The sequence below is a fragment of the Prevotella sp. P5-64 genome, from assembly GCF_002251285.1.
Taxonomy (GTDB): Bacteria; Bacteroidota; Bacteroidia; order Bacteroidales; family Bacteroidaceae; genus Prevotella.
In genome coordinates, this window is sequence record NZ_NPJK01000028.1 from 1 (window position 1) to 20,362 (window position 20,362).

11 protein-coding genes are annotated in these 20,362 nt (G+C 54.1%); 6 read left to right on the forward strand and 5 right to left on the reverse strand.

Features of this window, described 5'->3' with window-relative positions; translation table 11 throughout:
* Positions 1 to 14: 14 nt before the first annotated feature.
* The 5 genes from CIK87_RS04390 to CIK87_RS04410 form a co-directional block, all read right to left on the reverse strand.
* On the reverse strand, positions 15 to 2,039 hold the full coding sequence (locus CIK87_RS04390; RefSeq protein ID WP_094385822.1) for an alpha-amylase family glycosyl hydrolase: 2,025 nt from the start codon (positions 2,037 to 2,039) through the stop codon (positions 15 to 17).
* A gap of 335 nt (positions 2,040 to 2,374) precedes the next feature.
* The gene (locus CIK87_RS04395) at positions 2,375 to 3,262 is read right to left on the reverse strand and encodes a DUF5115 domain-containing protein (RefSeq protein WP_094385825.1); all 888 of its coding nucleotides are present in this window, start codon (positions 3,260 to 3,262) and stop codon (positions 2,375 to 2,377) included.
* 30 nt (positions 3,263 to 3,292) lie between these two features.
* Entirely contained in the window at positions 3,293 to 4,177 is an 885-nt protein-coding gene (locus tag CIK87_RS04400; protein WP_094385827.1) for a SusE domain-containing protein, read from the reverse strand.
* Positions 4,178 to 4,209: 32 nt separating this feature from the next.
* Entirely contained in the window at positions 4,210 to 5,823 is a 1,614-nt protein-coding gene (locus tag CIK87_RS04405) for a RagB/SusD family nutrient uptake outer membrane protein (protein WP_094385829.1), read from the reverse strand.
* A 44-nt stretch (positions 5,824 to 5,867) separates the two neighbouring features.
* On the reverse strand, positions 5,868 to 8,957 hold the full coding sequence (locus CIK87_RS04410; protein ID WP_254046510.1) for a TonB-dependent receptor: 3,090 nt from the start codon (positions 8,955 to 8,957) through the stop codon (positions 5,868 to 5,870).
* 230 nt (positions 8,958 to 9,187) lie between these two features.
* Here CIK87_RS04410 and CIK87_RS04415 point away from each other — a divergent pair, with 230 nt between their 5' ends.
* The 6 genes from CIK87_RS04415 to CIK87_RS04440 are packed head-to-tail and all read left to right on the forward strand — an operon-like array spanning position 9,188 to position 20,345.
* Entirely contained in the window at positions 9,188 to 10,219 is a 1,032-nt protein-coding gene (locus CIK87_RS04415; protein WP_094385831.1) for a LacI family DNA-binding transcriptional regulator, read from the forward strand.
* A 37-nt stretch (positions 10,220 to 10,256) separates the two neighbouring features.
* Positions 10,257 to 11,567: an MFS transporter gene (locus tag CIK87_RS04420; protein ID WP_094385833.1), complete on the forward strand. Its 1,311-nt coding sequence runs from the start codon at positions 10,257 to 10,259 to the stop codon at positions 11,565 to 11,567.
* Positions 11,568 to 11,602: 35 nt separating this feature from the next.
* Positions 11,603 to 14,275 (forward strand): 4-alpha-glucanotransferase, encoded by a 2,673-nt coding sequence (locus CIK87_RS04425; RefSeq protein ID WP_094385836.1) that lies wholly within the window; start codon positions 11,603 to 11,605, stop codon positions 14,273 to 14,275.
* Positions 14,276 to 14,303: 28 nt separating this feature from the next.
* Positions 14,304 to 16,439 carry a glycoside hydrolase family 97 protein gene (locus tag CIK87_RS04430; RefSeq protein WP_094385838.1) on the forward strand — a complete coding sequence of 712 codons (2,136 nt, stop codon included), beginning with the start codon at positions 14,304 to 14,306 and terminating at the stop codon, positions 16,437 to 16,439.
* Positions 16,440 to 16,476: 37 nt separating this feature from the next.
* Positions 16,477 to 18,399 carry a type I pullulanase gene (pulA, locus tag CIK87_RS04435; protein WP_371327105.1) on the forward strand — a complete coding sequence of 641 codons (1,923 nt, stop codon included), beginning with the start codon at positions 16,477 to 16,479 and terminating at the stop codon, positions 18,397 to 18,399.
* Between the two features lie 20 nt (positions 18,400 to 18,419).
* Positions 18,420 to 20,345 carry a glycoside hydrolase family 13 protein gene (locus tag CIK87_RS04440; protein ID WP_094385844.1) on the forward strand — a complete coding sequence of 642 codons (1,926 nt, stop codon included), beginning with the start codon at positions 18,420 to 18,422 and terminating at the stop codon, positions 20,343 to 20,345.
* The last annotated feature ends 17 nt before the right edge of the window (positions 20,346 to 20,362 follow it).

A 20,362-nucleotide genomic window follows, 5' to 3' on the forward strand; every position in this document is an offset into this window, starting at 1 on the left:
TGCACCGCAGAGGTTTACCGTATCATAATCTTCTTGCCGCTGTTGATGTAAACGCCGGGCTGGGTGGGACGATGGGAGTATTGGCGACCCTGCAGGTCGTACCAGAGAGTGGGTCGGCGGTGGGTGTCGGTGGTCACGGTGGTTATGGCGGGGGGGGTCTGCGGGGTCACATCGGTCACGTAGAAATGGTTCTGGCTGTCCTTGCTGGTGGCGATTTCGAGGAACGCGTCCTTGTTGATGTCATACACGTTGACGGTCTGTGGAGAACCGCTGGCGGTGCTGAAGACAAATGAGAGCATGGCATCGCGCTTGGTTATACGGTAGGTGCGGCTGTACCACTTGCGACCTTCTATGGTCTTAGCGACGGTGACGGCGTCGCCAGGCCACGTGCCAGTGGCTGTGAAGTTGTCGCCGTACTGGTCGTCCCAAGCCCAGAAGTTTACGCGGCTCCATCCCACGTTGTCAGCGTTCACGTTTATGGTGATGTCGTAGGGAGTGAAGGCCTCGGGAGCGCTTACCTCATAGGTGCGCGTGATGACAGCCGATACCGTGGTGCCTACGAGCAGTCCCACACTCAGCGTGGTGGTGCCGGCGGGGATGTCGACGAGCGTGCCACTTGCCGCCTTGCGGCTCTGCGCGGTGGGCGTGGTTCCGTCGGTGGTGTAGACCAGTTGCGCACCCGGCTGGCTGCTCACCGCAGTGAGACGAGCCTTCTGCACATCGTCATAGTGACCGGAGGGAAGGTCGACCCAAGCCACGTTGCTGCTGTTGCTGAGCAAGTAGCGATAGTGATATCCGCGCAGTATCTCGGTATAACCCGCCGGAGCCTGGTAAGCGTTGGCGCGCTGGCCCATCACGGCGTAGAGAGTGCCGTGAGCACCTTCGGTCTTGAGGACATTGCACTGCGTGGCTACATACTCGTTGAAGACGGTGGTGCTGGTATTGGTGATGCCAGCTATGTGGCGGGCATTAATCATCATCTTGATGTCTGTGGGGTATGCCTGCCAATGCTTGTAGAAGACACAGGGCGTGCCGCAGGCAGCGAGGATGTAGGCGTTGGCAGCAAGCGTGTCTTTGCGTATAGGGTCTTGCTGCTCCGTGCTGGATCGATACTCGGTGTCGTGGTTTTCCACAAAACTCACCGCATAGCGGCGGTAGGCAGCATCGCCGACGAGTCCGTTCTTTGCCCTGGCGCTCCAATTGGAAGCGATGAGGTCGCGCACGGCGTAACGCACGGGGAAGTCGAAGGCAGCCGATGTGGGCTCGCCGTTGACCTTGGTGGCGTTTATCCAGGCCTTGACGGTATTGGCGTTGCCGTCCCAGTATTCGCCTACGGAGAAGCGAGGCTTGAGGGCGGTGTTGTAGATGCCGGTGAACATTCCGGCGTAGCCCTTGACCATGTCGTAACGCAATCCGGCATAGCCGAAGTCGTTGAGCAGCATGTCGAGGTAAGCCTTCACCACGCTCTGCACGTTGGAACTGTAGTGGTCGAGGTCGCGCATGCCATCCCAGTCGTCGCCCGAGTCATACTTGTTGCTGAGACTCAGCTTAGGACTCTGGCCGACAGCCCAGTTGTAGGTGCTACCACCATCATCGTCGTGGCAGATGTCGGTAGAATACATGCGGTAGGTCGTGCCCTTGTATGTCTCTACAGGGAAGTCGGTCCAGCTGGTGAGGGTATTGCGGTGGTTGATGACCACATCGGCAATGGTGCCAATGCCCTTGCTCTTGAAGGTCTTGATCATCGAGCGCAGTTGGGTCTCGTTGCCAAACGAGCTGTTGTAATTGCTGAACCAGTAAAGGTCGTCGTAGCCCATGGAACGTCCGCTGCCGCAGTTGGCACTCTGCGGTATCCATACCAGACTGAAGTAGGGTGCGAGGTCATCGGCCTGGGCTTCGAGGTTGAACCACTTTGACGCGCGGTATGAATCCCAATAGAATCCTTGCAGCATCACGCCGTCGTAGTTGGCTGGCCAACCCTGTGCATGGATGCCTAATGTTGCCATAAGGGCAACGAGAGTCATGTAAAATGTCTTCATCTTATTCTGTTTTTAGTTACTATCAGAGCAGAGGGCATACCCATACTATCGTATACCCCAATTATGGTTGTCGGCGAGGTTAGTCCGCTTGCATCGCGCCGCTGGGCAACCCCTTTGGTTTATACTCCAAAGTTATCTCAAATTCCCCTATAAACAAGTGTGACAGAGTGAGAAACGTACAAACCAGTTGCGCAATCGTTTGCACGTTGGCGCGTCGCCAATAAAAAAAGAGACCACTCACGCCAAGTGAGCAGTCTCTTCCAATCTAACTTAAAAAATCTAAAGCCTTAACGAATCTATGTGACAAAATGTATCTATGTCTTAAGGATTTACAATTACTTTGCGATAGGGGTGAACGAGTAGGTGCCATCCTCGAGATTGATGGTTAACAGCAAATCTCCGCTCATCTTCAGGCATCCTGCACCTACATCATTCTTTGCGGTACGTCCAACGAGGCTTCCTTCGGCAGCACCGTCGCCGTTTTCAACCACACCATAGGCTGCATTGTCAGCGTCTACCCAGTTGCCATTTCGGAATGTAGACTCAGGCACAACCTTCCACCACCATCCGGAGGCAGCATCGCTCTCGCTGATGTTCACCTTAAGGGTGAATACGGGGTTGTCGTAGGGGTCGCCACTGTGGTCAAACTTGATGGCATTAGCTACCGACCATCCGTTGATGGTACCCAGCAGGTAGTAGTTGTTCTCGATGACGAGGTCGCTCGGGTAAGGAGTAACCTTCACCTGGGAGGCGCCCAGATAAGTGTTGGGGTCGCCTACGCGGACTACTGAAGTCCCGTCCTTGACGATGTAAGCGGCGTAGCGCAGGTAGAGCTGCTTGGCCTTGGAGCCGCGGCTGATGGCTGCCACATAAGCGTTCTGGAAGTCAGAGGCTTTCACGACAGCTGTGTCGGAATCCATTTCGCATACCAGGGTGCCGTACTTGGCGAAGTCGGCGGTCTTGCTGAACTGCAGCTCGTACCTTATCTTGCTGCCAGCGGGGAGGTTCTTCACGCTTTCGGTGAAGAGCTTCACCTTGTTGTCCTTCATATATGCCTCCTGCAGATTGACTGCCTCGGGGACAATACTCTTGAGCGTGATGTCGTCGACAGCAAAGGCTTGCTCCTGAGGATTAACCTGTGGCAGGGCCTCTGTCCAGTCGTCATCGCACGAGGCGAAGACGAGAGACAGGACTGCTATAAATGCTATTGTTGATTTCTTCATGATTATGTTCACTTTGACGTTACTGAAATGTTAACCTACTTTCTCGAATTTGACGGTCATCTTAGAGTCGTTGCTCATATTGACGGTAATCTTGACTTTTCCGCCAGCCCAGCCGGGCAACTGGTAGCTACCCTTACCCTTGACGATGGCTCCGTCGTAAATGCCGTTGGTCATACTGATGTCCTTGGGTGCGTCTTTCTCCTGGATACCGTAAGAATCCTTGTCCCATCCAGTCAGAGCTGTGTAGAAACGGAACTGGAACTTATCTGCAGGAATGTCGAATTCTCCGTAATAGACCTTGCTGCCTACAGCATTGTCGTCCTCGAAGAGTTTCCAGGGTTCGTAGTGGGCCTTATTATCTTCGGAAGGACCAGTCCAACCCTCAGGTGCACCTACGAGGTAGATGTAGCCCGGCAGACGCAGAGCGAAGTAGCCCTTAATCTTCTCCATAGCCACAACATTTGAGAGGATGCTGGTGTCCTCGTACTTCAGGATTTGAGACCTTACGCGGAAGTATACCTTGCGGGCAGGCTCGTCGGTGTAGGTTTCCTCACTCGTGATGCCGCGCAGTTTGCAGATGGCTTCTGCTATCTGGCTTGCCTTCACGTTCAGGTTGCATGAAGTGTAGGCGTCGCCAAGTTCAACAAAATTAGCGAAGGTCGCATCGAGTGACACCTGCATGTAGTAATTGGCTGATGCAGCGAAGCCATAGTCGGCCTGCGAGCAAGTGAAGTTTACAGTGCCAGCCTCCTTGTCATAGCCAAGGTCTACGTATTGGTTGGCAGTAGCCGGTGTGTTCAGCACGAGCTTGGTAGGCGTCTGAATGACGGGGTTCTCCTCTTCAGGGCCGCTGCACGAAGCGGTGGCAAGCACCAGGCTGATGAAGCTGAACAGTATATAACTTAATTTTTTCATTGCTTAATCTGTTTATAAAGATTGATTGATGCTTAATAATTGGGGTTCTGCTTGAAGTCGGGCTGAGCAGCGATTACCGATGAAGGAATCGGGAATACGTTCATGTAGTCAGGAATGCTGGCACCCTTGTCTACATTGCCCTTCCATGACCAAGTGTACTTGCTGCCGGTAAAGAGTCCGAAGCGAACGAGGTCTGTACGGCGCACGTTCTCCCAGTACAACTCGCGGCAACGCTCGTCAATCATGTTCTGCTCGTTGAGGTCGGTCTGAGTCCATGCTGAAACGCCTGCACGTTCACGTACATAGTTGGCATATTCCACACCCTTGGCCTTGTCGGCAGCTCCGCGCATTGCACACTCGGCAAACATCAGATAGACATCGGCCAGACGGATGAGGGGAAGGTCGGTGTTGGGGAACTTGGTGATTTCACCCTTCTTGAAATTACCGTTGCTGCCGCGCAGCAGATTGGTAAACTTAACCACGCCATAGCCGTCGGTAAACTTAGAGAATGCGGTGTTCTCCTTCTTGAATCCGTCTACATCCTTCTTCCACATAGACCAGCGTACGTCGTTGGGCTCGGAAGCAAACTTGTCGGCAAATTCCTTGGTGGCGTGCATACAGCCCCACTGCTGGTTGAGTCCGTAGTCCTCGCAGTTCATATAAGCGCCATCGTTATCGACGGTCAGGTTGCTGATAGCTGCGCAGCAGAGGAAGGTGGTGCCTCCGTAAGGAGTGAGCTCAACGGCATCGTAGGGAATACCCCAAAGGATTTCGTTGACATCTGAGCCACCTGGCATATATACATCGTTGTCGCCGCAGAACAGATAGAGGTAGTGCTCTGCAAGACCAGAGCCCTTGAAACCTTTGCCCTTATGGCGTGCGATGATGTTCTCGCAGTGCTGAGCGCACTTGTCGTAGGCTGGAGTGCCGGTAAAGACGCCTGCATTGAGATAGAGACGGGCGAGAAGAGCCTCAACGCCGTCCTTGCCTACGCGTCCGTAGTGGGGTGTGGCATCAGACATATTGGCTACGATGTCTTCCAACTCGCTGGCCAGCCATGTAGAAAGCTCGACGCGTGAAATCTGCTTGGGCTTGCTTCCTACGGGGTCTTCTTCTGTGATGAAGCCACCCATACCGAAGAGGTCTACGATATTATAGTAGCTCATGGCGCGCAGCGCACGGGCTTCGAGAGCCATATCCTTGAACTGGTCCTTGCCCTTGATGAGGCGCAGGAAGTCGTTGCAGATGGCTATCTCTACATACATACGGCTGTATGTACCGAAGATGTTGGCGTTGCCCTTACCCCATGTGTTGGTGTTAAGGTCGATGACGCCCTCGTCTTTCCATATCCACTTTGTCTCGTCGGTGGGGAACTCGTTGAGCATAAAGAGCGCACGTGTGTACTGTCCGGTACCGCCGTCGAGACCAGAGATATCTGAATCTCCGTCGGGACCGCCCTGGCCAGATACAGCCAAGCCAGAGTAACACTTAGCCAACACGGCCTCGTAAGCAGCCTCTGTCATGTTGCCGGCTGTGGTGGTGTTCGGATCATTGGGCTCAAGATCCAAATCGCCGATACAGGATGTGGTAGTCAGGGCCAGACCTGCAAACAATGCTGAAGCTATGATGCTTTTATATGATTTCATATTATTATAGTCTTTATTGTATTGTTAGACGCTTGTTGTATGATTTAGAAACTTGCCACTACACCGATGGTGAAGGTTGTAGCACGTGGGTAGACGTCGCGGTCGATACCGCTTGCCACCTCTGGGTCGAGACCCTTATACTTGGTGATGACAAATGGGTTCTGGACTGCTCCGTAGAGACGCAGACGCATCTTGTTGTCGAGCAGATAGGGCCATGTGTGACCCAGTGTGATGTTGTCGCAGCGCAGGAAGCTGGCATTGCGCAGCCAGTAGTCGCTCTTCATGATGCCTATTGCAGGATTGACGGTACCGTTGAAGTAGTAATCGGTCTGGATGAGGTTGTTTAACTTACCGTTCTTCCAACAGTTGTCAACGACAGCATGGTCTGACATGGCGTCGGCATAAACATAGTTGCCGATGTTGGCGTGCATTGCGATACCGAGGTCCCAGTTCTTCCAGTTGAAAGTAGAAGAGAAGCTCATTGTCACCTTCGGGTCTTTGCTGTGATATATGCGGCGGTCGTCGTCGTTGATTACACCGTTATTATCCTGGTCTACGTATACACCTTCCAGTGGCTTGCCGTCCTTGTCGTACACCTGCTCAAAGAGGTAGAATGAATTGATAGGATGACCAACGGCCTGTACCTGGCAGTTGTTTCCGTTACCCGAAGAGATGCCACCTGTCTCAATATATGAACCATCGTTGTTGAGCTTGGTAATCTTGTTCTTGTTGTAAGCCACGTTGTAGCTGGCAGTCCAAGAGAAGTCTTTGGTCACGATAGGACGTGCTGTGATAGAGAACTCGACACCCTGGTTCTTCAGTGTTCCGATGTTCTGGTTCATCATGTTGGTGGTAGACGAACCGCTGGGTACTGATACGTAGCTCAACAAGTCCTTTGACTTACGCAGATAGAAATCCAAGCTGGCAGAGATGCGGTTGTTGAGGAAGGCAACATCAACACCGGCGTCCCATGTAGTAGTCTCCTCCCACTTCAGTTTGGGGTCGTAACCCGAGGGGTACATGGTAGAGATGAAACCATTGCCGCTGAGTGAAGGATAGTTAGAGCCCTGTACAGACGATACGTATGTGGCGAGGTAAGGATAGTAGTTGTCGCCGATATCCTGCTGACCAGTGACACCCCAACTGAGGCGGAGTTTCAGTTCGTCCATCACCTTCTTGACGCTCTTCATCCAAGGTTCGTCAGTGACTTTCCATGCGAATGCCGCTGCGGGGAATACGCCCCAACGGTTTTCCTTGCTGAAACGTGAAGAAGCATCACCACGTACGGTGAATGTCAAGAGGTAGCGGTCCATCAGAGTATAGTTGATTCGTCCGAAGAATGACAGCAACTGAAGATGCTTAGCCCATGCAGTCTTGGCAGGGTCGGTGTAGGTAGTACCCTTACGCTGTGTACCCCAGTTGAGAGTATAGGTGCCGTCAGCGTTGAGAACAGGAGTGCTGAAACCGTCGGTGGTGAAGACAGTACCGTTGTTGTGGCCGTCGCTATAGAAGCGCTGCCAAGAATAACCAGCTGTAACATCGAAGAACGACTTGATGCAGTCTACCTGCTTCTGGTAGTTCATATAGAAATCGAGCAAGGTATTGCTCTTGAACTGCTCGATGTACTGGTGAGTACCGGCACCGTCGTTGCGCCATCCGTCCCATGCTGTAGGTGAGTTGGCTGCAGTGTAGAGGTTCTCCTTAGACTTGCTCACATCGTAACCGAGGTTGAGGTTGAAGTGCAGGTCGGGCAACCATTTCAGTGCATAGTCAATCTGCAGGTTACCGTTGCTGCGCAGTACTGTGGCCTTGTCGTCCTTGTCGGTAGCAGTGGCAATTGGGTTGTTTGTACCGTTGGTGTTGAAAGCCGCACCATTCATGTGAGAGTAGTAACCGTTCCAGAGCTTGTAGCCATCAATGCCACCCTTCATCTGAGCATTATTATAAATAGGTGCAGATGGGTCCATAGCGATGGCAGCTGCCACTGCACCGCTGTTGGTGAACTGGTTCTTTATCCAGTAGCCCTTGACGTTGGCCTTAATCTTGAGTCGGTGATTGAGGAACTCAGGAGTAAGATTGAAGCCCACGGTGGCACGATCCATGCGAGAGTCCATCAGAATACCATTGTTATTGGTGTAGCTGGCTGACACGCGATAAGGCAGACAGCCGGTAGTTCCACCCACGCTCAGGTTGTAGTCGTGAGAGACGGTGGTACGCAGCACTTCGTCCTGCCAGTTGGTGTTGAGCACGCCATACTTCTGGGCGTTGGCCTGAATATACTTAATGGGGTCGCTGTCAGCGCCAAAATGCTGTGTCAGAACTTCTGTCAATGCATCTGTAGACAAAGACTTGTAGGTCTTGCGGGCAGTGTTGACATACATATTGGCGGAGAAGTTTACCTGAGGCTTGCCCTTCATACCGCGCTTGGTGGTGATGATGATGACACCATTGGAAGCGCGCGAACCGTAAATGGCTGTAGCGGAAGCATCCTTGAGGATGGTCATGTTTTCAATGTTGTCAGGGGCAATCATCGAGAGCGGGTTGCCCATACCCTGTATACCAGAGTTGTCCAATGGCACACCGTCGATGACGATAAGCGGGTCGTTGTTGGCGTTGAGTGAAGAACCACCACGCACACGGATTGTACCGCCGCCTTCAGGTCCACCGGCAGAGGTTACGGTTACACCAGGAGCCTGACCTACCAGAAGGTCCTGAGCCGATGTAGCAAGTCCGGCCTGCACCTCACTTGGCTTTACCGTGTTGATAGAACCTGTAAGGTCGTTTTTCTTTACAGTACCATAACCGATGACCACCACCTCATTGAGGAGCTTGTCATCACTGGAGAGAGTTACGGTCATGTTGCCCGTTGCCTTGATGGTCTGTGGCAACATGCCCAAGAAGGTGAATGTAAGTTCTGTACCAGGGGCTGCATCGATGGTGAAGTTGCCATCAACATCGGTAATGCCTACGGCTTTACCTTTGACAGTGATGGTTGCACCCATGAGAGGTTCGCCCGAAGCATCTTTCACATGTCCCTTGATGGCATTGTTCTGCGCAAAGGAACTTGTTGCAAGGAGAAGACTGCCGGCAAGTACCAACGTCTTCAGAGGCAATTTGATTTTCAACTGCTTCATGTTTTGCTGTTTTTAGTTATAGATATATTATGTAAATGAAGTTCAGTAGTTATTGGGCTCATTTCAATCTGCTTGCAAAGTTAGGGTTAATCTAATCACCTTGTATCTTTTTTTTGCGAAAACTGCTACAATCTCAATGCAAACGATTGCACTACAATTTAATATTTTGTGCAAAGAAAAGCATTACACATTCGGGAATAATGACTAATTTTGCGACATAACTGAAAACCATGGCAGATAAGTCACCTATGACAATGCGAGACATAGCCCGCGACTTGGGCATCTCGGTAGCGACAGTCAGTCGTGCGCTCAACGACAGTCCCCGCATCAGCGCGTCACAAAAAGAACGCATCAAGGCATACGCGAAAGAACATAACTTTTGCCCGAATGTCATTGGTGAGGCGTTGCGCCACACCCATAGCCAGCCAATGAAGGTTATCGGCGTAATCATTCCTGAGTTTGTGCATTACTACTTTTCGTCTATCCTCTCGGGAATAGAAGAGGAAGCGCGTGCGCGCGGTTATCGTGTGATGGTGGCACAGAGCAACGAGCGTTACGACAAGGAGGTGGCAATCTGCGACGACTTCTATAAGAATAAGGTGTGTGGCGTCATCGTGTCGCAAGCCAAGGATACCAGACAGTATGACCACTTCCGCCAGCTTATGGACAATGGGGTGCCACTTGTGTTTTATGACCGTATCTGCACCGGCGTCAACGGTTCGCGAGTGGTGGTGGATGATTATAACGGAGCCTTTACGGCGGTGACCCACCTGATAGATACCGGCTGCAAGCGTATCGCCTTCTATGGCTCGCCGATGAACCTGGAACTGTCGAAGAACCGCTATAACGGCTATCGTGACGCCTTGGCCAAAAACGGATTGAAGATAGACGAAAAACTTGTGCGTATATGTGACAACCGCGCGCAGGCTGAGGCAATTACACCCGAAATACTCTCTCTGCCTGACGACGAGCGCCCCGACGCCTTCTTCGCCATCAACGACGACACCGCCATAGGCATACTCTACACCGCCAAACGCATGGGGTTCGGCATCCCCAACGACATAAGCATCTGCGGATTTACCAACGGCGAACGTGCCATAGCCTGCGACCCGATGCTCACCACGGTGGAACAACGTGGCGTGGTTGTGGGTGAGGAGGCTGCCAATATACTCATCAGCCAGGTGGAAGGTTCGCTGCCGCGTAATGAGGTGGCCATGCGTGTGGTGAGGACGCGACTGGTCGTGAGAGGCACCACCCGCTGAACGGATAAAAAACAGAATAACAGAAAACCAAATAACAATGACCCAAAAGCCTAATCTTTCATTCTGGAAACTCTGGAATTTGAGTTTCGGATTCTTTGGCGTACAGATAGCTTACGCCCTGCAAAGCGCCAACATATCGCGCATCTTTGCCACACTGGGGGCTGACCCCCACAACCTCAGCTATTTCTGGATATTGCCTCCTCTGATGGGCATCCTCGTACAACCCATAGTAGGCACGCTCAGCGACAGGACATGGTGTCGCTTCGGGCGTCGCATCCCGTACCTCTTCGTAGGAGCCACAGTGGCTGTACTGGTAATGTGCCTGCTGCCCAATGCCGGTTCGTTCGGTATGGCTGTCGGCACGGCCATGGTCTTCGGACTTATCTCGCTGATGTTTCTCGACACGAGCATCAATATGGCCATGCAGCCATTCAAGATGCTTGTGGGCGACATGGTGAATGAGGAACAGAAGTCGCTCGCCTACTCCATCCAGTCATTTCTCTGTAATGCCGGTTCGCTTGTAGGCTACGTATTTCCGTTCTTTTTTACGGCTCTCGGCATTTCCAACGAAGCCGCAAAGGGCGTAATACCCGACTCAGTCATCTATTCGTTCTATGTCGGAGCAGCCATACTCATCCTCTGCGTCATCTTCACCACGGCGAAGGTAAAGGAGTGGACCCCCGCGGAATACGCCGAATACAACGAGGCCCAGCCTCAGACAGAAAAGAAGTGCGCAGGCTGGATAACGCTTCTCAAGAATGCGCCGACGATGTTCTGGAAGGTCGGACTCGTACAGTTCTTCTGCTGGGCTGCCTTTATGTATATGTGGACCTACACCAACGGTACCATTGCCGAAACCGTATGGCACACCACCGACGTGGTTTCCAAGGGCTACCAAGAGGCGGGCAACTGGGTTGGCGTGCTGTTCTTCTGGCAAGCCATCGGGTCGGTGCTGTGGGCTATGGCGCTTCCGAAGTTCAAGAACGAGAAGCTGGCTTACGCCCTGAGCCTGGTTATCGGCGGAATAGGCTTTGCCCTTGTGCCGTTTATCGGCGACAAGAACATGCTCGTACTGCCCTTCCTGCTCATAGGCTGTGCTTGGGCAGCCATGCTCGCCATGCCGTTTGCCTTTGTCACCAACGCCCTTGAGGGCTACAGCCATAAGGGCGCTTATCTCGGACTCTTCAACGGCACCATCTGTATTCCCCAGATTGTGGCAGCCCTGTGTGGCGGCCACCTCCTTCATCTCGTCGGCTCCCACCAGAGCCACATGATGATTGTGGCTGGCGTATTGCTTGTCTGCGGTGCCTTCTCTGTGGCAGCCATCAGGAGCAACAGGAATAAATAGTTCTCATGGTAATAATCCTATAACCCATATACATAATGACTATACACTTTCATATAGAATACCGTACTGCATTCGGCGAGGAACTCTCGCTCTGCTTCATGGACAAAGACGAGGTGAAGACACTTCGTATGACCACCGTAGACGGAGTGGACTGGTGGTGCGACCTTTCGCTGCGTACATCCACCCCTAACCTTATATATTATTATAAGGTGACGACAGATGGCACTTTCGAGCGAAGCGAATGGCTGACGGTGAAGCATGTGATCGACTTCACATGTACCGCTGCAACCGAATACCACGTGTACGACCGTTGGAATGATATGCCCGAAGACTCGTATCTCTACAGTTCTGCATTTACCGACTGCATCAACCATCAGGTTCCGCAGCCTCTCAAGTCTACATCCTTTGCCCGCACGCTGCGTCTCATCGTACGGGCACCGCAACTCCGCGACGGAGAGCGTCTGGCAGTGATAGGTGCGCAGAAGGCTTTAGGCGAATGGTGTCCGGACAAGGCCGTGCCCATGACGCTTCACAACTACTGCGAATGGGCTGTCGACATCGACGCCGAGCAGCTTCAAGGCGAGCTGATAGAGCTGAAGTTTGTGGTAACAAACGCTTCCGGACACGTGATGATGTGGGAGTGTAGCAGCAACCGCACCATCGCCCTGCCCGACATGAATAAGGGCGCGATGGTGGTGTACAACTTGGATCAGGCTTTCTTTGAGATATGGAACCGCAGACTGGCAGGTACGCTTGTCCCGGTTTTCTCGCTCCGCACCAAGAAGAGTGCGGGCGTGGGCGACTTCGGCGACCTCAAGATGATGATAGACCTGATGGCAAAGACAGGACAGCGCGTGCTGCAGTTGCTCCCCATCAACGACACCACCATCACCCACACCTGGACCGACTCTTATCCCTACAGCTGCATCAGCATCTTCGCCATACATCCCCAGTATGCCGACCTTCGCGCTTTGCCCGAATTGAAGGACAAGGATGCGCGCAGTGAGGCTGAAGCAGAGCGCCGCAGACTCAACGCCCTGCCACAGATAGACTATGAGAAGGCAAACGCCTTCAAGTTGGACTACTTAGGCAAAGTCTATCAGCAGGAAGGCAAGAAGATGATGAAGAGCGCGCAGTTTAAGGCGTTCTTCCAGGAAACCCAGAGCTGGCTCGTGCCCTATGCCCAGTATTCATGGCTGAGAAACGAGAACGGTACAGCCGATTTCTCTCAGTGGAAAGACCATAATGTATGGAACGAGGCCGACCGTGCTCTGCTGTCAGACCCTCGCACTAAGGAATACCAGACTGTGGCTTTCTTCTATTTCGTTCAGTACGTGCTGTCGGCGCAGATGAAGGACGCTCACGAGTATGCCAGACAGAAGGGCGTCATCCTCAAGGGCGACATCCCCATCGGCGTAAACAGATACAGCTGCGACGTATGGATGGAGCCCAAATACTTCAATCTTAACGGACAGGCAGGAGCACCGCCAGACGATTTCTCGGTCAACGGCCAGAACTGGGGCTTCCCCACCTACAACTGGGACGAGATGCTCAAGGACGGCTGCCAATGGTGGGTGCGCCGCTTCCAGAATATGTCGCAGTTCTTTGATGCCTACCGCATTGACCATGTCTTAGGCTTCTTCCGCATTTGGGAGATACCCCTCGACTGTGTATATGGACTGACGGGGCAGTTTGCTCCGTCGCAGGCTATGAGCCGTGAGGAAATCATGCAGTACGGGCTCAATTTCCAGGAGGAGCGCTTCACCCAGCCCTTCATTACCGATTGGGTGCTCGACCGTGTCTTCCACGGACGCGCCGACGAGGTGCGCAGCAAGTATCTGGAGCGCATCGACGGCGAGCGTTACCGCATGAAGCCCGAGTTTGATACGCAGCGTAAGATAGAGGCTCACTTTGCCAGCGCAACCCAGCAGGAAGACCTCTGGCTGCGCGACGGACTCTATTCGCTTGTGAGCGACGTGCTCTTTGTGCGCGACCGCAACCGTGCCGATATGTTCCATCCGCGTATCTCAGCCCAGTTCGACTTTATCTATGAGTCGCTCTACGATAATGACAAGCAGGCGTTCAACCGCCTTTACAACGACTATTATTATCGCCGCAACAACCAGTTCTGGTATCGCGAGGCAATGAAGAAGTTGCCCAAGCTGGTACAGGCCACTCGCATGCTCGTATGCGCCGAAGACCTCGGCATGGTGCCCGACTGTGTATCATGGGTGATGAAGCAGCTCAGAATACTCAGCCTCGAGCTCCAGAGCATGCCCAAGTCGCCCACTACGCGCTTCGGACATCTCAGCCAGAACCCTTACTGTTCGGTATGTACCATATCCAGCCACGATATGCCCACGCTCCGCCAGTGGTGGGACGAGGACTACGAACGTACGCAGGATTACTACAACTCTATGCTCTACCGCGAAGGCCCAGCGCCCCATCCGCTGCCAGGATGGCTCGCCGAGGATATCATTGCCCGTCATCTCGACTCGCCTTCGATGCTTTGCGTATTGAGTCTTCAGGACTGGCTTGCCATGAGCGAGCGCCTGCGTCTGCCCGATGCCGATGCCGAGCGCATCAATGTCCCTGCCAATCCTAAGCACTACTGGCGTTACCGCATGCACCTCAACATAGAGGATCTCATGGCCGACGCCAAGTTCACCGACGAGCTGAGCACGCTCATCAGACAGTCTGGCAGATAACATGAAGCAAACAATAACAACTATCAGCATGATAAAGAAATATATCATATTGTTGGCGCTGCTCCCGATGATGGCTGCAGCCCAGACCGTAAAGTCGCCCAACGGCAATGTGTCGCTCACCTTTTCGCTCTCAGACAAGGGCCAGCCCACATACGAAATGAAATACAAGGACAAGCAGGTGGTAAACCCTTCCCACCTCGGACTGGAGCTTGCCCGGGACAAGCACGCCTCTAAAGGCATGGAAGAGACCGACCTGATGGACGGTTTCACGGTTAAGTCCACGCAGGCCTCTTCCTTCGACGAGACATGGCGACCCGTGTGGGGCGAGACCGCAACCATCCGCAACCACTACAACGAGATGGCTGTCAACCTGCACCAGCCCTCCTCCGACCGCGACATCACCATCCGTTTCCGCGTTTACGACTATGGCATGGGACTGCGCTACGAGTTTCCGCAGCAGCAGACGCTCAACTATTTCGTGATAAAGGAGGAGCACACCCAGTTTGCGATGACCGCCGACCATACCGCCTACTGGATTCCCGGCGACTACGATACGCAGGAGTATGAGTACAACATCACTCCGCTTACCGGCATCCGCGCGGTTATTGCCAAACACCGCGAGGCATACAAGAGCAACTCGTCCACTACGGTCTTCTCCAACACCGGGGTGCAGACATCGCTGCAGCTCAAGACCAAGGACGGACTCTATATCAATATCCACGAGGCAGCCTGCTTGAACTACCCCACGATGCACCTCAACCTTGACGACAAAAACCTTGTCTTCGAGTCATGGCTTACCCCCGACGCCGTGGGCCGCAAGGGCTTTATCCAGACACCCTTCAACACCCCGTGGCGCACAGTGATGGTTAGCGACGACGCCCGCGACATGCTGTCCTGCAAGCTCACCCTCAACCTCAACGAGCCTTGCAAGATAGAAGATACCTCTTGGATTCATCCCACCAAGTACTGCGGTGTGTGGTGGAATATGATTGTCGGCACCAAGTCATGGAGCTACACCAACGACCTGCCTTCGGTTCGTCTCGGCGTCACCGACTATGCCAAGTGCAAGCCCAACGGCACACATGGCGCAACCAACGAGGAGGTGAAGCGCTATATCGACTTCGCTGCCAAGAATGGCTTGCAGGAAGTGCTGGTCGAGGGTTGGAACGAAGGATGGGAAGACTGGTTCGGCCATCAGAAGCTCGACGTCTTCGACTTCGTCACTCCTTATCCTGACTTTGACATCAAGATGCTCAACGATTATGCCCACGCCAAGGGAGTGAAACTGATGATGCACCACGAGACTTCCTCATCCGCTCTCAACTACGAGCGCCACTTGGAGGATGCCTTCAGCCTGATGAACAAGTATGGCTACGACGCTGTCAAGACGGGATATGTCGGCGACATCATCCCTCGCGGAGAATATCACTACAGCCAGCTTATGAACAATCACTATCAGCATGTCATCGAGACTGCCGCCAAGCACCACATCATGGTCAATGCCCACGAGGCTACTCGCCCTACCGGCATCTGCCGCACCTGGCCCAACCTCGTAGGCAACGAGAGCGCCCGCGGCACCGAGTATGAGGCTTTCGGCGGAAACGTAGCTTACCATACCGTGATGCTGCCGTTCACCCGTCTGCAGGGTGGCCCGATGGACTATACCCCCGGCATCTTCGAGACCCGACTCTCTGACTGGAGCCAGAACCCGAGCTTCGTCCACACCACCCTCTGCGGACAGCTGTCGCTCTATCTGGTCATGTACAGCCCGTTGCAGATGGCTGCCGACCTGCCCGAACACTACGAGAAGTACGACGACGCCTTCCAGTTCATCCGCGATGTGGCTTGCGACTGGGACGACTCTAAGTATCTTGAGGCCGAGCCTGCCCAATACATCACCGTGGCTCGCAAGGCTAAGGGTACCGACAACTGGTTTGTAGGTGGCAAGACGGGCGAAGAGGCCCGCACGGCTGTAGTGCGCCTCGATTTCCTCGACAAGGGTCGCAAGTACGACTGTGCCATCTATCAGGATGCCAAGGGTGCCGACTACGAGCACAACCCTAAGGCTTACCAGATTATCCACAAGACTGTCAAGAAGGGTGATGTGCTGAAGATTAATGAGGCACGTGGCGGTGGCTTCGCCGTATCACTCATCGCAAAGTAACCGCAACTCCACAGCATCTGGCATGAAGAAGAAATATATGTTACCAGCATTTCTTGCCGCAATGATTACGGTCGGAGCCAACGCGCAGGGACGCTTTGACGAGCTGACTTACGACAAGACCAAGACCGTGTTCCGCCTCAATGCGCCCTCTCTCCCCAAAGTGCGTATCTATAAGAACGGACAGGGCGGCCGACCCGTCAAGACCGTCAAGATGCGCGCCATCGGCGACAACCGCTGGGAGGCTACGGTAAAGGGCGACCTCGGCGGCATGTTCTATACTTTCGACATCGGCAGAGGCGAGTGCCCAGGCACGTTTGCCAAGGCTGTAGGTGTCAACGGCAACCGTGGTGCCATCATCAATATGGCTGACACCGACCCCGTGGGCTGGGCCGACGACCAGCGTCCGCCTCTCACGTCGCCTGCCGACCTCGTGATTTACGAGCTCCACATGCGCGACTTCTCCATCAGCCCCACCTCGGGCCTTCAGCACCGTGGCAAGTATCTGGCGCTGACCGAGCCTCGCGCCATCGACTATCTGAAGCGCCTTGGCGTCAACGCCATCCATTTCCAGCCCTTGTTCGACTTCGCATCGATAGATGAGACGCAGCTCTATCGCCCCCAGTTCAACTGGGGTTACGACCCGAAGAATTACAATGTGCCTGAGGGCAGTTATTCCACCGACCCATATCAGCCAGGGGTGCGCATACGCGAGTTCAAGGCGATGGTGCAGGCGCTCCACAAGGCTGGCATCCGTGTCATCTTCGATGCCGTCTACAATCATACGTTCGACATCGCCGGAAGCAACTTCCAGCTCACCTACCCTGACTATTACTATCGCAAGACTGCCGACGGACGCTACTCCGATGGCTCGGGCTGCGGCAACGAGACTGCCTCGGAGCGGCCGTTGATGCGCGAGTTTATGATAGAGAGCGTCAAGTACTGGGTCAATGAGTTCCACATCGACGGATTTCGCTTCGACCTCATGGGCATTCACGACATCGAGACGATGAACCAGATACGTGCCGCCGTAGACCAGATTGACCCCACATTATATATATATGGTGAGGGCTGGAGTGCTGGCGCGTGTGCCTATCCGCAGGACAGTCTTGCCATGAAGGCCAACACTCACCGTCTGAATGGCATCGGAGCGTTCAGCGACGACATGCGCGATGCGCTGCGTGGCCCGTTCAGCGACGACACCAAGGGTGCGTTCCTCGCCGGTATCAAGGGCGCGGAGGAGAGCCTCAAGTTCGGCATCGTGGGCGGCATCGCTCATAAGCAGGTCGACATGGCGCGCGTCAACTACGACAAGCAGCCGTGGGCAAACGAGCCTACACAGCAGATTAGCTATGTGAGCTGTCACGACGATATGTGCCTCGTAGACCGACTCAAGGCGAGCATTCCCGGACTCTCCGACGCGACGAGGCCCGAAGCCGACCGCATGGCAGAGATCATCCGCCTCGACTTGCTGGCCCAGACGGCGGTCTTCACCTCGCAGGGTGTGCCTTTCATGTTGGCTGGCGAAGAGATGCTGCGCGACAAGAAGGGTGTGCACAACAGCTTTGCCTCGCCCGACAGTATCAATGAGTTCAACTGGGACAACCTCAAGCAGCACCCACAGGTTTTTGAGTATTACCGCGCCCTGATAGGCCTCCGCAAGCACCATCCTGCCTTCCGCCTCGCCAGTGCCGACGCCGTAAGGAGTCATCTGGAGTTTATCGCCACCGACGACTGCCTCGTGGCGTTCCGCCTGAAGGACCTCGAGGGCATCGATACGTGGAGAGAGATTGTCGTCATCCTTAACGCCAACCGGGCTGCTGTGCCCGTGACCATCCCCGAGGGCGAATACACGGTGGCCTGCTGCAACGGCGTCATCTCCGAAGCCGGCATAGGCATGCCCGTCAATGGCAGCGAGGTGGTGGTGCCCCGCCAGTCGGCAATGATACTCTGCAAGAAGTAAAACCATAATAAAACAAGATGATGAAGAAAAAACTGCTATCATTAGTAATGCTTATGAGTGCTATGAGTTTACATGCGGGCGTAAAGGTAGACCGCATCGAACCCACCAACTGGTATGTCGGCATGAAGGATGCCTCGCTCCAGCTGATGGTATATGGCAAGGACGTGCGCAATGCCGCCGTAGAGGTCAACTATCCCGGAGTGCGCATCGACTCCATCGCGCGTCTCGACTCGCCCAACTATCTCTTCGTCTACCTCAACCTTGAGGGCGCGAAGGCAGGCGAAATGACGCTCACCTTCAAGCAGGGCAAGCAGACGCAGAAGGTGAAGTACCAGCTGAAGGAGCGCGCTATGGCGGGCGACAAGCGCATGGGCTTCACCAATGAGGATGTGCTCTACATGCTCATGCCCGACCGCTTTGCCAATGGCAATCCCCACAACGACGCCTTCAAGAATATGCGCGACAAGACCTGCGACCGCACGGCTCCGAGCCTGCGCCACGGTGGCGACCTTGAGGGTATACGCCAGCACCTCGACTATTTCACCCAACTTGGCGTCACGGCGCTGTGGTTCACACCCGTACTCGAGAACGACAGCCCCAGCAATGGCACCAGCTCCTCCTACCACGGCTACGCCACGACCGACTATTATCGCGTCGACCCGCGCTTCGGAACCAATGAGGAGTATAAGCGTCTCATCGACGAGGCCCACAGCAAGGGTCTGAAGGTGGTGATGGACATGATTTTCAATCATTGCGGCTTTGAGCATCCCTGGGTGGCAGATATGCCGTCCAAAGACTGGTTCAACACGCCCGAATGGCTGCTTCCCGAATACCAGACCGCAGCCCACCAAAAGAAGATGGACACCGTAGACGGAAAGGCTAAAGTCAACGACAAGTATCTGCAGACCAGCTATAAGCTCACACCCGTGCTCGATCCCTACGCCAGCAAGGTAGACCTGAAAGAGACGGTCGACGGTTGGTTCGTGCCCACCATGCCCGACCTCAACCAGCGCAATCCGCACGTCATGAAGTATCTTATCCAGAACAGTGAGTGGTGGATTGAGACTGTTGGCATTGACGGCATCCGCATGGACACTTATCCCTATGCCGACCGCGATGGCATGGCTCTCTGGATGCAGACGCTCGACCGCGAATACCCCAACTTCAACACCGTGGGTGAGACGTGGGTCACCGAGCCTGCCTATACGGCTGCCTGGCAGAAGGACAGCAAGCTCTCCGAGAAGAACAGCTATCTGAAGACCGTCATGGACTTCGCCTTCTACGACCGCATCAATCTGGCTAAGCACGAGGAGACCGACGACTGGTGGAATGGCATGAACCGCATATACAATGTGTTGTGCTATGACTATCTTTATGCCAATCCCAAGAGCGTGATGGCGTTTATTGAGAACCACGACACCGACCGCTTCTTGGGTACGGGCAAAGATACGTTGGCTCTCAAGCAGGCACTGGCTCTGCTGCTGACCATAAACCGTATTCCGCAGCTCTACTACGGCACCGAAGTACTCATGAATGGCACCAAGTCTGTCACCGACGGCAATGTGCGCAAGGACTTCCCCGGTGGATGGGCTGGCGACGCTACCAACGCCTTCACAGCTGAAGGACGCACCAAGGCGCAGAACGATATGTTCAGCTGGACAAGCCGACTGCTCCACTGGCGACAAGGTAACGAGGTGATTACGAAGGGTTCCCAGACCCAGTTCTGCCCCTACCGTGGCATTTATGTGGTGGCGCGTCAGTATAAAGGCAAGACCGTCATGACCGTCATCAATGGCAGAAACGAGGCAGCCGAGCTCGACATCAAGCGTTATGCTGAGATTATCGGCAACGCCGTGAAAGCCACAGACGTGACGACGGGCAAAACCGTAATCATCAACCACAACGTAAAACTCCGTCCCCGCCAGACCATGGTGCTGGACTTCTAATAAAACGAAAGCCCTCC